General features: G+C 66.8%; 11 protein-coding genes. All 11 read right to left on the bottom strand.

Going from position 1 to position 12,763, the window contains the following annotated elements; all coding sequences use genetic code 11:
• Nucleotides 1-15 precede the first annotated feature (15 nt).
• The 11 genes from G5C33_RS04810 to G5C33_RS04860 all read right to left on the bottom strand — a co-directional run bounded on the left by G5C33_RS04810 (nt 16) and on the right by G5C33_RS04860 (nt 12,756).
• Nucleotides 16-381 (bottom strand): hypothetical protein, encoded by a 366-nt coding sequence (locus tag G5C33_RS04810; RefSeq protein ID WP_165326175.1) that lies wholly within the window; start codon nt 379-381, stop codon nt 16-18.
• Between the two features lie 30 nt (nt 382-411).
• On the bottom strand, nt 412-642 hold the full coding sequence (locus tag G5C33_RS04815) for a hypothetical protein (RefSeq protein WP_165326176.1): 231 nt from the start codon (nt 640-642) through the stop codon (nt 412-414).
• Nucleotides 639-3,215, bottom strand: coding sequence for a DNA mismatch repair protein MutS (mutS, locus tag G5C33_RS04820; protein WP_165328715.1), 2,577 nt, complete (start codon nt 3,213-3,215; stop codon nt 639-641). The genes G5C33_RS04815 and mutS overlap by 4 nt, the downstream gene beginning before the upstream one ends.
• Before the next feature lie 190 nt (nt 3,216-3,405).
• Nucleotides 3,406-5,352, bottom strand: coding sequence for an alpha/beta hydrolase family protein (locus G5C33_RS04825; protein WP_165326177.1), 1,947 nt, complete (start codon nt 5,350-5,352; stop codon nt 3,406-3,408).
• A gap of 166 nt (nt 5,353-5,518) precedes the next feature.
• Complete coding sequence (locus tag G5C33_RS04830; RefSeq protein WP_165326178.1) at nt 5,519-7,738, bottom strand: sodium-translocating pyrophosphatase; 2,220 nt, start codon at nt 7,736-7,738, stop codon at nt 5,519-5,521.
• Nucleotides 7,739-7,851: 113 nt separating this feature from the next.
• The gene (gene thiL, locus G5C33_RS04835) at nt 7,852-8,754 is read right to left on the bottom strand and encodes a thiamine-phosphate kinase (RefSeq protein ID WP_165326179.1); all 903 of its coding nucleotides are present in this window, start codon (nt 8,752-8,754) and stop codon (nt 7,852-7,854) included.
• Nucleotides 8,754-9,215 (bottom strand): transcription antitermination factor NusB, encoded by a 462-nt coding sequence (gene nusB, locus G5C33_RS04840; RefSeq protein WP_165326180.1) that lies wholly within the window; start codon nt 9,213-9,215, stop codon nt 8,754-8,756. Before nusB ends, thiL begins: the two co-directional genes overlap by 1 nt.
• Before the next feature lie 50 nt (nt 9,216-9,265).
• Nucleotides 9,266-9,529 carry a DksA/TraR family C4-type zinc finger protein gene (locus G5C33_RS04845; RefSeq protein WP_165326181.1) on the bottom strand — a complete coding sequence of 88 codons (264 nt, stop codon included), beginning with the start codon at nt 9,527-9,529 and terminating at the stop codon, nt 9,266-9,268.
• Nucleotides 9,530-9,625: 96 nt separating this feature from the next.
• Complete coding sequence (hisD, locus tag G5C33_RS04850) at nt 9,626-10,915, bottom strand: histidinol dehydrogenase (protein WP_165326182.1); 1,290 nt, start codon at nt 10,913-10,915, stop codon at nt 9,626-9,628.
• Nucleotides 10,916-11,084: 169 nt separating this feature from the next.
• Nucleotides 11,085-11,747 carry an ATP phosphoribosyltransferase gene (gene hisG / locus G5C33_RS04855; protein WP_165326183.1) on the bottom strand — a complete coding sequence of 221 codons (663 nt, stop codon included), beginning with the start codon at nt 11,745-11,747 and terminating at the stop codon, nt 11,085-11,087.
• A 70-nt stretch (nt 11,748-11,817) separates the two neighbouring features.
• Nucleotides 11,818-12,756, bottom strand: coding sequence for an alpha/beta fold hydrolase (locus G5C33_RS04860; RefSeq protein ID WP_165326184.1), 939 nt, complete (start codon nt 12,754-12,756; stop codon nt 11,818-11,820).
• Nucleotides 12,757-12,763: the final 7 nt, after the last annotated feature.

Genomic DNA, 12,763 nt, shown 5'->3' on the forward strand with positions numbered 1-12,763 from the left:
GGTCCCGCCACCACGTCACGCCATCGTCTTGAGCCAGTCCTGGGCTGCCTCCAGCGCCGCGAATACCTTGACGCGCGGATGGATGAGCGTGCGTTCGGCCTGAAGCCGGTTGAGATGGCTGCCGACCACGACGGCCGAGCGCCCGCTGGTAAGCGGCATGCTCCCCTGCATGACTTCGGCGAGCAGATCGGCGACGTCGTGCGCCTGTACCGGGAAATCGGTCGAATCGACGAGGATGTCGAAATCGTCGCGGATGGTGTGCGCCCGTTGGAAGGTCTGGCCGACTGCGCGGGCGAACTGGCTCACCAGTTCGGGGGACCAGAAACCCCGCACGTTGATCCGCACGATATTGGCAGGGGCGTCATAGGCAATGTCGAACATGGACGTATTATAGCTGAGAAATCTGGCAGCTTAGCGACCACTGACGATCGGATATTCGCTGCGCAACCGATCGGCGAGATTTTCGACCGCTGCGATCTCGACAACGCTGCCGCTGGGGCTGAAAGACCAGTTGCAATGCGGATGCGTATTCTCGTCATAGACGCGCGGGGAGCCGAGGATGCGGCGCCAGCGCGCCTTGGTGCCGCCATGCGCGCGGATCAGGGCGGCGAGGAAGAGGTCGGTGAGGTCGGCGGCGGTCATTCGGAAGCCAGCCCCTTAAGCTTGTAGAGTATTTCCAGCGCCTCGCGTGGACTGAGCGCGTCGATGTCGAGCGCCTCCAGTTCGGTGCGCAGCGGATCGGTCGCTTCGGGTTCCTCTTCCGCCATCGCGGCGAAGAGCGGCAGGTCATCGAGCCCCGCCGCCAGCCCGCCGGTCTTTTCGCGGCCGGCCTCAAGCTTGTCGAGCACGGCACGGGCGCGCTTGATCGTGATCGGGGGGAGGCCGGCGAGGCGCGCCACGGCGAGGCCGTAGCTGCGGTCGGCCGGGCCTTCGGAGACTTCGTGGAGCAGGACGAGATCGCCCTTCCATTCGCGCGCGCGGACATGGTGGAGCGTGAGTGCGTCACAGCGTTCGGCGAGACGGGTCAGTTCGTGATAATGGGTCGCGAACAGGCAGCGGCAGCGATTTTCCTCATGGATCGCTTCTACCACGGCCCAGGCGATGGCGAGGCCGTCATAGGTGCTCGTCCCCCGTCCGACTTCGTCGAGGATGACGAAGCTGCGCGGCGTGGCCTGTGCGAGGATCGCGGCGGTTTCGACCATTTCGACCATGAAGGTCGATCGCCCGCGCGCGAGATTGTCCGACGCGCCGACGCGGCTGAACAGCCGGTCGACCAGGCCGAGGGTCGCGCGCGTGGCGGGGACATAGCCGCCCGCCTGCGCGAGTACGGCGATCAGCGCATTCTGGCGCAGGAAAGTCGATTTGCCGCCCATATTGGGGCCGGTGACGAGCCAGAGGCGCGAATCTTCGGATAGCGTGCAATCATTGGCGACGAAGCGCTCGCCCGCGCGCGCCAGGGCGGCCTCGACTACCGGATGACGCCCGCCCTCGATTTCGAAACAGGCGTGATCGACCAGCGCCGGGCGCGCCCAGCCGCCCTCGGCCGCGCGTTCGGCGAGCGCGGCGGAAACGTCGAGCCGGGCCAGCGCGTCGGCAGTCGCGGCGATGGGTTCGCGGCGGTCGAGCGCGGTGCCGGTGAGGTCTTCGAGATGCGCGGCTTCGGCAGTGAGCGCATGCGCGCCCGCCTGAGTCACCTTGATCGCGAGGTCGTGGAGTTCGGGCGCGTTGAAGCGGACGACGCCCGCGAGCGTCTGGCGATGGGTGAAACCGCTGTCGGGCGCCATCAGCCTGTCGGCGGATTTGGCGGGGACTTCGATATGATAGCCGAGCACGCCGTTATGCTTGATCTTGAGATTGGCGATGCCGGTACTCGCGCGATACTCGGCTTCGAGCTTGGCGATCGCGCGGCGCCCGCCCGCGCCGGTATCGCGCAGATCGTCGAGCGCGGCGTCATAGCCTTCGGCGATATAGCCGCCCTTGTCGGCGTCAACCGGCGGATCGGGGACGAGCGCGCGCTGGAGCAGGTCGATCAACTCGCCGTGACCGCGCAGTTGCGGGGCGAGCGCGTCGAGCAGGGGCGGGCGATCGGCTAGTTCTGAAAGCTTCTCGCCGAGCCGCCACGCGCCGTCGAGCCCGTCGCGGAGCTGCCCCAGGTCGCGCGGGCTGCCGCGTCCGGCGGCGAGGCGGCCGAGCGCGCGGCCTATATCGGGCATCGCGCGCAGGGCGGAGCGCACCATGTCGCGCAGGCCCGCATCGTCGTGGAAACGCTGGACGAGATCGAGCCGCGCTTCGATGCTCGCGCGATCCATCAGCGGCGCGGAAATATCGGCGCCGAGCAGGCGGGCGCCCGCGCCGGTGACGGTGCGGTCGACCGCGTCGAGCAGGCTGCCCTTGCGGGCGCCCGATTGCGACACGGTGAGTTCGAGGCTTTCGCGCGTCGCCGCGTCGATCGCCATCGCCGCGTCGGTGCGCGTGACGTGCGGCGGGCGCAGAAAGGGGAGCGCGCCCTTGGCGGTGTGATCGAGATAGGCGACGAGCCCCCCGGCGGCCGCCAGGCCCGCGCGGGAGAGCGACCCGAAGCCGTCGAGCGTCGCGACGCCGAACAGCGATTTGAGCCGTGCTTCCCCGCGCGCGCTGTCGAAATCGCCTTTGGGGCGCAGCGCGGTGGCGAGGTCGGCGAGCTCCGATGCTTCCGAAGCGATGGTTTCGGCGGGCGCGAAGCGGGCGAGTTCGGCGCCGGCGCGATCGGCGCCGCATTCGATGACTTCGAACCGGCCGGTGGAAATATCGGCGCAGGCGATTGCGGTTTCGCCGCCCGCTTCGCCGATCGCCGCGCACCAGTTGGCGCTGCGGCTGTCGAGCAAGGCTTCTTCGGTCAGCGTACCGGCAGTGACCACGCGGACGATCGCGCGCGCGACGAGCGCCTTCGATCCGCCGCGCTTCTTGGCTTCCTCGGGGGTTTCGACCTGATCGGCGATGGCGACGCGGTGCCCCGCCTTGATCAGCCGCGCGAGATAACCCGTGGCCGAGTGCGCAGGGACGCCGCACATCGGCACCTTGTCATCGCCGTGACTTCCGCGCGCGGTCAGCGCGATGTCGAGGCACGCGCTGGCGATCTTCGCATCGTCGAAGAACAGCTCGAAAAAGTCGCCCATTCGATAGAAGAGCAGGCAATCCTCCGCCTCTTCCTTGAGCGCGAGATATTGCGCCATCATCGGAGTGGGGGCGGAAGCGTCGGCCATCGCCACCGCTGGTAGCGCAAAGCCGCGCCGCGAGTCAGCCGTTCACGGGCACGCCAGCGCGACAAAGCATCAAAGAGTTGTGGAAAACGCCCTGATGCCCCGCATCGAAAAGGCCCCGGCAATCGCTTGCCGGGGCCCGTGCTTCACCGTGGAGCGTGCCGGCTCAGTCCGCCGGGTTATGCTTGGCGAGGAAGGATTCCATCGCCTGCAGGAATTCCAGCCGGTCTTCCTGGCGGCTGAAATGGTGATCGCCTTCTTCCTGTTCGATATAGACGACCGGCTTGTTCGCCCGCTGCAACTGGCGCGCCATGTCGCGCGACTGTTCATAGGGGACGGTCTTGTCCTCCTTGCCGTGCATGATCAGGATCGGAATGCCGAACTGTTCGGGGAAGTTGAGCGGCGACACCGATTTCATGTCGGGCACCTGTTCGCGCAGCCAGTCGCCGCGCGCACCCGACAGGAAGCTGCGATCATATTTCAGCATCGCATCGACATCCGAAACGCCGGCATAGGAAATCGCGCAGCGATAGAGCGACGGATCGCGCTGGGCGGCGCGCATCGCCGCATAGCCGCCATAGGACGCGCCGGCGATGCACACGCGCGACGGATCGATCGTGCCTTCACCGGCCAGATAGGTTACTGCGTCGTTGAGGTCGTCCTGCATCTTCAGGCCCCATTCGCCGCGCCCCAGATCCTCGAACCGCTGCCCAAATCCCGTCGAGCCGCGATAATTGGGCTGGATGACGGCATAGCCGCGATCGGCGAGGAATTGCGTCCACCAGTCCCAGCGTTCGTAATCGCGCGCGGCGGGGCCGCCATGCGGCAGCACGATCAGCGGAAGATCGCTCGATTTGCCGCGCGGCAAGGTGAGTACCGCCGAAATCTCGACGCCGTCGCGCGCTTCATAGGTGACGGTCGTCACCGGATGCAGCCGCTGCAGCCCGATCCCGGCATTTACGTCACCCAGCTTGGCCATCTGGCCGCTGGGACGATCGTAGAGATACCAGGCGCCGGGCGAATCCGAAGCGCCGACGCGAACGATCGCGCGCTGCATGTTCTCGCTGAACGACTGGATCGAAATGTCGCCGCCATGCACCAGCGCGCGCACTTCGGCGTCCAGCGCCTTCAGCCGTTCGTCGACCCAGACGATGTTGGTCGTTTCCGCCGTGTAATAGATGGCGGCGATGCCGTTGCCTTCGGGGGTGAAGCGAACGGCGCTGACGTCATAGCCGTCCTTGCCGAAAATGCGCTCCCCGGTGGTCAGATTGGCGACGTCATATTCATAGACGCCGGTATAGCCGTCCGGCCCGTTGGCCATCGCGATCGCGGTGTCGCCCAGAAAGGCGTCGGGGATCACGACGCTGCGGTCATTGGAGCGTTCGCGCAGCACTTCCTTGAACCCGCTATGGTCGTCGTCGCGATAGAGCAGGCGGAAGTGCCGCCCTTCGGCTTCATATCCCAGCCCCATGCGCACCGCGCCGCTATGGTCGGCGGACCATTGGACCACGCCCTCGCGGCCCGATGCGATCAGATGCTGATCGCCGGTCGATACGTCGAATTCATATACCTGCGGCCAGAAGCTGGGCTGATGCCATTCGAGCGAAGCCTGCATCGCAATGCGCACCCGCGGCGATCCGTCCGATGCCACCCAGACCAGATCGTCGGCCATGACGCCGAGCCCGTGCGAGCGGGGCGGAGCGAGCTGCACGATTTCGCCGTCCGCCGCGCTGATGCCGACAGCGCGCGTGACATAGACTTCGCCGTAGCGACGGATCAGCATCTTGCCGCCGACGCCCGCGACGACCCAGTCATTGTTGACCCAGGTGAACCAGTTGAGCTCGTTGCCCTCGAGCCCGGCGATGCTGGGCTGGCCGCCGCCGATCGGAATCACCGCGAAATATTGTTCGCCCTGGATCGCCAGCTTGACTGCGATCTTGCTTCCGTCCGGCGAAAGCTCCGGGTCCTCCATCAGCGGCAGCAGCGCGAAATCCTCTGTCGGATGCGGTGCTGTCTGTGCTGTGGCTGCGGGTATGGTCGCGACCGTCGCGATCGGCAGCGCTACGGCCGACGCAATTGCAAGCGCGCAGGCCGAGAAGACACGAAAAGACATTCTGATATTCCCCCTCGAACAGTCGCCCCTTCCAGAGACTGTCGAGCGAAGGGGTAGCCCAATCCAGGTTAGCCAGGCAAATATTTGCGCGGGAAATATTGTGTCGTTTCGAAAAAAAAGCCCCGGCACGAAATGCCGGGGCCGATATTGTCCCAGTCGTTCGGCTTCAGCCGCCGATCGCGACCATCATTGATTCGCCGCCCGATCCGGCCGCGGCGAGCGCGGCGAGCATCAGCAGCGCGACGATATTGGTGATCTTGATCATCGGATTGACCGCCGGGCCGGCCGTATCCTTGTAGGGATCGCCGACCGTGTCGCCGGTCACCGCCGCCTTGTGGGCTTCCGATCCCTTGCCGCCGTGATTGCCGTCCTCGATATATTTCTTGGCATTGTCCCATGCGCCGCCGCCCGAGGTCATCGAAATGGCGACGAACAGCCCCGACACGATCACGCCGAGCAGCAAGGCGCCGACCGCGGCAAAGCCCTGCGCGCGGCCATAGGCTTCGGCGCTGCCATATTCGATCGGCAGCGGATCGGGCGCGCCCATCGTGGCGACCCACATCACGACGAAATAGACGATGATCGGCGCGAGTACGGGCAGCAGCGACGGGACGATCATTTCCTTGATCGCCGCCTTGGTGACGATATCGACGGTGCGCCCGTAATTGGGGCGGCTGGTACCCGCCATGATGCCCGAATCCTCGCGGAACTGCGTGCGCACGTCTTCGACGACGGACCCCGCCGCGCGGCCGACCGCGGTCATGCCGAACGCGCCGAACAGATAGGGCAGCAGCGCGCCGAGCAGCAGGCCGACGACGACATAGGGGCTCGACAGGCTGAAATCGACTTCGCCGGTCAGGCCCAGCTCGGTCGCATAGTGGCGCAGGTCAGTGGTGTAGGCGCCGAACAGCACCAGCGCGGCGAGCGCCGCCGAACCGATCGCATAGCCCTTGGTCACGGCCTTGGTCGTGTTGCCGACAGCATCGAGCGCGTCGGTGCGGGTGCGGACGTCGTCGGGCAGCCCCGCCATTTCGGCGATGCCGCCGGCATTGTCGGTCACCGGGCCATAGGCGTCGAGCGCGACGACCATCCCCGCGAGCGCGAGCAGCGACGTCGCGGCGAAGGCGATGCCGATGATCCCCGCGATCTGATAGGTCGCGACCACCGCGACCACGATCACCAGCGTCGGCAGCGCCGTGGATTCAAGGCTGATGGCGAGGCCCTGGATCACATTGGTCCCGTGGCCGGTCTCGGACGATTTCGCGATCGACCGCACCGGGCGATATTCGGTGCCGGTATAATATTCGGTGATCCACACCAGCAGGCCGGTGACGGCGAGCCCGATCATCATGCAGATGAACAGCCCCCAGCCGGTGAAGCTGGGTCCGTCGGCGCCGGTGAAGCCGCCGCCGATGGTGGCGTTCATGTCGCCCAGCGCGGCGCTGGTGACGGCATAGATTGCGGGCACCGAAATCAGCGCGGTGGCCCAGAAGCCCTTGTACAGCGCGCCCATGATCGACTGTTTTTTGCCGAGGCGCACGAAATAGGTGCCGATGATCGAGGTTATGATGCACACGCCACCGACGATGAGCGGCAGGCTCATCAGCGCGAGCAGATCCTCGCCGACAAGCCCCGGCACCAGCAGCGCGATCGAGATCATGGTGAGCCCGATCGTCACGACATAGGTTTCGAAAAGATCGGCGGCCATCCCGGCGCAATCGCCGACATTGTCACCGACATTGTCCGCGATCACCGCCGGATTGCGGGGGTCGTCCTCGGGAATGCCCGCTTCGACCTTGCCGACCAGATCGGCGCCGACGTCAGCGGCCTTGGTGAAGATGCCGCCGCCCAGACGCGCGAAGATCGAAATCAGCGAGGCGCCGAAGGCGAGCGCGGTCAGCGCTTCGATCACTGCGCGGCCGTTCGGGGCATGACCGGCAATGCCGATCAGATACCAGAAGAGCACCGCGATCGCGAGCAGGCCGAGCCCGGCCACCAGCATCCCGGTGATCGCGCCCGAACGAAAGGCGAGGGTGAGACCGCCCTGCAGCGACGTGCGCGCGGCTTCGGCGGTGCGGACATTGGCGCGCACCGAAATGTTCATGCCCACGAATCCGGCGGCGCCGGAAAGGATCGCCCCCAGTGCGAAGCCAACGGTGGTGAGCGGCCCGAGCGTCAGGAACAGGATTACCGCGACGATCACGCCGACGATCGCGATGGTGCGATATTGCCGCCCCAGATAGGCCTTGGCGCCTTCCTGGATCGCGGCGGCGATGTCCTGCATCTTCTGGTCGCCCGGCGGCGCCTTGAGCACTTGCCCGCTGGTCACGAAGCCATAGACCACGGCGATCACGCCGCAGGCGATGGCAAGATATATGATTATCATCTTGGAGCGTTCCTTCCCCTGTCATCCTGTCCCAGGCTCCGGTCTTTTGCCGGATGCCGAGACGGAGAGGCTATCGGGGGGCGCGGGTCAGCGCAAGAAACTCCTGAGCGGGCTCAGCCGTGCTCGAATCCCAGATGTTCGGGCATCGGCACATTATCCTCGCCTTCGACCAGCGAAAGCCCTTCGCCCGCCGAGAAGACGCCGACACGCGTCGCCGGAACCGCCGGCATGGCGCCGTCGGGCAGCGCGAAGAGCAGTTCGTAATCGTCGCCCGCCGTCGCCGCTTCCAGCCGTGCCTCGCGCCCGTCGCCGACGAAACCGACCAGTTCGGGCGAAAGCGGCAGCGTGGCGATGTCGATGGTGACGGCAACGCCGCTTGCCGCCGCCATGCGCGCGGCATCGATCAGCAACCCGTCCGAAACATCCATCATTGCATGGACCTGCCGCGCCAGCGCCTGCCCCTCGGCGACGCGTGGCATCGGGCGGCGATAGCGTTCGACCAGCGCCGCCGGGCCGGTTCCGCCCTTCGCGATGGCAAGGCCCGCGCCGGCATCGCCCAGCGTGCCGGTGACCCACAGCGCATTGCCCGCCTGTGCTCCGTCGCGATGCGGCGCGCGCACGCTCTTGCCGAGCGCGGTGAGCGAGAGGCTGCGCGGCATGTCGCCCGGCGCGGAAACCGTGTCGCCGCCGAGCAGCGGCACCGAATAATGGCGCAGCGCTTCGCCCAGCCCTTCGACAAAGGCGCGGTTCCACGCTTCGTCGGGGGACAGCATATAGCCGATCAGGACGCCTTCGGGCTTTGCGCCCTTGGCGGCGAGATCGGACAGGTTCACCGCCAGCAGCTTCCACGCGACATCGGCGGGCGTGTCGTCGGGCAGGAAATGCACACCTTCGACGATCATGTCAGTGGTGAGCACGCGCCCGTCGACCAGCACGGCGCTGTCGTCGACCAGCCCGCGCGCGGCCGGGTGCATGGGCAGCGTACGCAGCGCTTCGATGAATTCGGCTTCGTGCATTATTTGCGCGCCTCTTTCGCGACGGCATCGAGCAGGCCGTTGACGAAGCCCTTTTCGCGGCGGTCGTAAAAGGCATCGGTCACATCGAGATATTCGTTGATCACCGCCCCGGTGGGTACATCGGCGCGCGCGATCAGCTCATAGGCGCCGGCGCGCAGGATCTGGCGCATCGGCTTGTCGAGCCGCTCGATCGACCAGCCTTCGGACAGCTTGGCCGAAACCAGCGCATCGATTTCCTCGCGGCGCGCATCGACGCCAGTGACGAGATCGTCGAAGAAATTCGCGTCGGCCTCGGCATATTCAACGTCCTCGATGACCGCGCCGAGGCGATGCTGATGAAACTCGGTCAGCAGCTTGGGCAGCGGCGTGCCCTCCATCTCCTGCTGATAGAGCGCCTGCACGGCGGCAAGCCGCGCGGCGGCGCGGGCCTTGGATCGGGTCTTGGCAGTGTTACTTGGCATGATCGGGGCCAGATAGAGGCGGCCCGGCCGAAAGGCAAAGCGAAAGGCGCTTAACGCAGCAGACTGTCCTTGCTCGCGCGGCGATTAATGCCCGATCCGCCCTGGGTCCGGTCGCGTTCGGACTGGCAATCGATGCACAGCCGCACCCCCGGCAGCGCCTGGCGCCGCTTTTCGGGAATATCCTCGCCGCACAGCGCGCAATATTCAAGGCTCTCGCCGGTCGGCATGCGCGCGCGTGCTTCGGACACGGCATCGCTCACCGTATCGTCGATCTGGTCCTGTACCGCGCCGTCGCGCGCCCATCCGCCGGCCATGCGGCTCTCCTCCTGTTCGTCACGAACATCTAAAGATGGGGAGCCATTGGCCGAGCGTCAAACAGGGGCGACGGCAATGCCGCCGTCGGAACGCCTTTAGCGCTTCAGGCGAAGCGCGACCGACCGGGCGTGCGCCGGAAGACCTTCCGCGCCTGCCAGCGCGACGGCAGCGGGGCCGATCGCGGCAAGCCCGTCGGCATCGAGCGCGAGGAAGCTGGTGCGCTTCATATAGTCGAGCACCGACAGCCCCGAGGCGAAGCGCGCGCGGCGGCCGGTGGGCAGGACATGGTTCGGCCCGGCGACATAATCGCCGACCGCTTCGGGCGTGTGGCGGCCGAGGAACACCGACCCGGCGTGGCGCACCTGGCCGAACAGCGCCTCGGGATCGTCGCAGGCGAGTTCGAGATGTTCCGGCGCGAGGCGATCGACCAGTGGCATCGCGTCGGCGAGGGCGGGGACGCGGATAATCGCGCCGTTGGCGTCCCAGCTCGTCCGCGCGGTCCGTCCCGTCGCAAGCGTTTCGATCTGCGCCTCGAGGGCCTGCGCCACGGCGTCAGCGAAGGCGGGGTCGTCGGTGAACAGGATCGACTGGCTGGTCGGGTCATGCTCGGCCTGGCTGAGCAGGTCGGCGGCGATCCATTCCGGGTCGTTGGCGCCGTCGGCGACGACGACGATTTCGCTCGGCCCCGCGACCATGTCGATGCCAACGACGCCGTAGAGCTGGCGCTTGGCCTCGGCGACCCAGGCGTTGCCGGGGCCGGTGACGACATCGACCGGGGCGATGCGATCGGTGCCATAGGCGAGCGCGGCGACGGCCTGCGCCCCGCCAACGCGCCAGATTTCGTCGACGCCGGCAAGATGCGCGGCGGCGAGGACAAGGCCGTTGGTCTCGCCCTTCGGCGTCGGCGTCACCATGACGAGCCGCTCGACTCCCGCGACCCTGGCGGGGATGGCGTTCATCAGCACCGAGGAGGGATAGGCGGCGCGCCCGCCGGGGACATAGACGCCTGCGGCATCGACCGCGCGCCAGCGCGCGCCGAGGCGGATGCCCTGCGCATCGGTGGTGTCGCTGTCCGCCGGGCGTTGGGCTTCGTGATAGGCGCGGATGCGCGTGGCGGCGAGTTCGAGTGCTTCGCGCAGGTCGGGATCGAGCGCGTCGAACGCGGCCCTGCAGGCGGCGGAGTCGATGCGCCAGCCGCTTGCGTCGGGATCGTGCCCGTCGAACCTGCGCGTCAGATCGGCAAGCGCGGCGTCGCCTTCCGAACGGACACGGGCGATGATCGCGGCGACGTCGCGCGCGACGTCTTCATCGGCTTCGCGGCGGGCGTTGACCAGCGCGGTAAAGGCGTCGGCGAAGTCGGGGGTAGTGCTGTCGAGGCGGATCACTGCCTCCCCTCCCTATTAGGGAGGGGCAGGGGGCGGGTAGCGCGCCGCAAGGCGCGTTCCGCCCGTGGCCACAAGCAAAGCCGGGGCGTCGAGCCCCGCCTTTGCTTCACCCACCCCTTTATCCCCTCCCTCAAGAGGGAGGGGAGGGTAGTTTTGGTGCCGGACAGACTCACGCCGCCGCGCCTTCTGCGGCCTTGCGGAAACCGTCGACCAGCGGGACGACTTCGGCCGCGCGCGTCTTGAACGCCGCGCGATTGACGATCAGGCGCGAGGTTACTTCGGCGATCACTTCGACTTCGGCGAGGCCGTTTTCCTTGAGCGTGCGCCCCGAGGACACCAGGTCGACGATGCGCGGGGCGAGGCCCAGCTTGGGCGCCAGCTCCATCGCGCCGTTCAGCTTGACGCATTCGGCCTGCACGCCGCGCGCCGCGAAATGACGCTGGGTGATGTGCGGATATTTGGTCGCGATGCGGACATGGCTCCAGCCGCGCGGGTCGTCCTTTGCCGCCATGTCGGCGGGTTCGGCGACCGAGATGCGGCAATGGCCGATGCCGAGATCGACCGGCGCGTACAACTCCGAATAATCGAATTCGGCAAGTACGTCCGACCCGACGATGCCGAGCTGCGCGGCGCCGTGCGCGACGAAGGTTGCGACGTCGAACGCGCGCACCCGGATCAGATCGATTTCGGGGAGATTCGTCCTGAACCGCAACGCGCGGCTGTTCTTGTCGCCGAAATCGGGTTCGGGGACGATGCCGACGCGCGCGAGCAGCGGCAGCGCTTCTTCCAATATGCGCCCCTTGGGCACGGCGAGGATGATCGGATCGGTCATGGGCAGCGGGGCTTTACTTGGGGGGCGCGGCAGGCGCAACACGCCGTGAGCGCAGGCCGCGCCGATATCCTTATGCCTTGTAGGGTCGAGGGGGCCTGCGCTTGAGCCAGCCGGTGAGCGCGCGCGTAACCGCTTCGGGCGTTTCCCATTGCGGGAAATGCCCGGCCTCCGGGATGCGGATCACCGAAAGATCGGGAGCGAGGTGCTCCAGGCCGTCGAGCAGACAGGGCAGCAACCCGCGGTCGCGCATGCCCCACAAAACCAGCGTGGGTTGCGATATCAGCGGAAACGGCCCGTCGATCCATCGCGGTCGATCGGCCCGTTCGCCGGGACGTGGCACTGCCATGCGTGCCGCGCGATACCAGTGGAGCATCGCCGTCATCCGTCCCGGCTCGCTCCATTCGGCGAGATAGCGTTCGCGCTCGGCATCCGAAACCTGCGCGCGCAGATGATTGACGAGAAGATCCTGGAAGAAGGCTTCGAGCTCTGCCCGATCGGGATCGCCATGCAGCGCCATTTCACGAAAGCGGCGCATATGCTGCGATGCGGCCCGCTGATCGGCATCCTCGATCAGCTTGCGTTGCATGATCAGCGGATGCGGGCCGTTGATCGTGACCAGGCGCCGTACCCGCTCGGGAAAGCGTAGCGCCAGGGCCCAGGCCAGCGATCCTCCGAAATCATGGCCGATCACCGTGAATTCGCGAATCTCCAGCGCATCGGCGAGCGCGATCACGTCCTGCATCAGCGGCGCGACTTCATAGGCTTCCACGCCCTCGGGCTTGGAGGACTTGCCGAAGCCGCGCTGATCGGGAGCGACGACGAAATGATTGAGCCCCAGCGCGAGCATCTGGTGGCGCCAGCTGCGATGGCTTTCGGGAAATCCGTGGAGCAGGATCACTGCGGGCATCGTGGGGTCGCCGAACGCCGCGACATTCAACGTGACACCCGTCGAGAGCGCAACACGATTACTTCCCGGATTGCTCAGCCGCGAAGACGCCCCGCTGGCCATGACGGCG

This window comes from Sphingosinithalassobacter tenebrarum, assembly GCF_011057975.1.
GTDB lineage: Bacteria > Pseudomonadota > Alphaproteobacteria > Sphingomonadales > Sphingomonadaceae > Sphingomonas > Sphingomonas tenebrarum.

Excerpts from the sequence above, each read along its gene's own strand:
- hisG (WP_165326183.1), bottom strand. The coding sequence starts at position 11,747 with ATGACCGATCCGATCATCCTCGCCGTGCCCAAGGGGCGCATATTGGAA.
- G5C33_RS04830 (WP_165326178.1), bottom strand. The coding sequence starts at position 7,738 with ATGATAATCATATATCTTGCCATCGCCTGCGGCGTGATCGCCGTGGTC.
- G5C33_RS04825 (WP_165326177.1), bottom strand. The coding sequence starts at position 5,352 with ATGTCTTTTCGTGTCTTCTCGGCCTGCGCGCTTGCAATTGCGTCGGCC.
- G5C33_RS04845 (WP_165326181.1), bottom strand. The coding sequence starts at position 9,529 with ATGGCCGGCGGATGGGCGCGCGACGGCGCGGTACAGGACCAGATCGAC.
- G5C33_RS04815 (WP_165326176.1), bottom strand. The coding sequence starts at position 642 with ATGACCGCCGCCGACCTCACCGACCTCTTCCTCGCCGCCCTGATCCGC.
- nusB (WP_165326180.1), bottom strand. The coding sequence starts at position 9,215 with ATGCCAAGTAACACTGCCAAGACCCGATCCAAGGCCCGCGCCGCCGCG.
- G5C33_RS04860 (WP_165326184.1), bottom strand. The coding sequence starts at position 12,756 with ATGGCCAGCGGGGCGTCTTCGCGGCTGAGCAATCCGGGAAGTAATCGT.
- thiL (WP_165326179.1), bottom strand. The coding sequence starts at position 8,754 with ATGCACGAAGCCGAATTCATCGAAGCGCTGCGTACGCTGCCCATGCAC.
- G5C33_RS04810 (WP_165326175.1), bottom strand. The coding sequence starts at position 381 with ATGTTCGACATTGCCTATGACGCCCCTGCCAATATCGTGCGGATCAAC.
- mutS (WP_165328715.1), bottom strand. The coding sequence starts at position 3,215 with ATGATGGCGCAATATCTCGCGCTCAAGGAAGAGGCGGAGGATTGCCTG.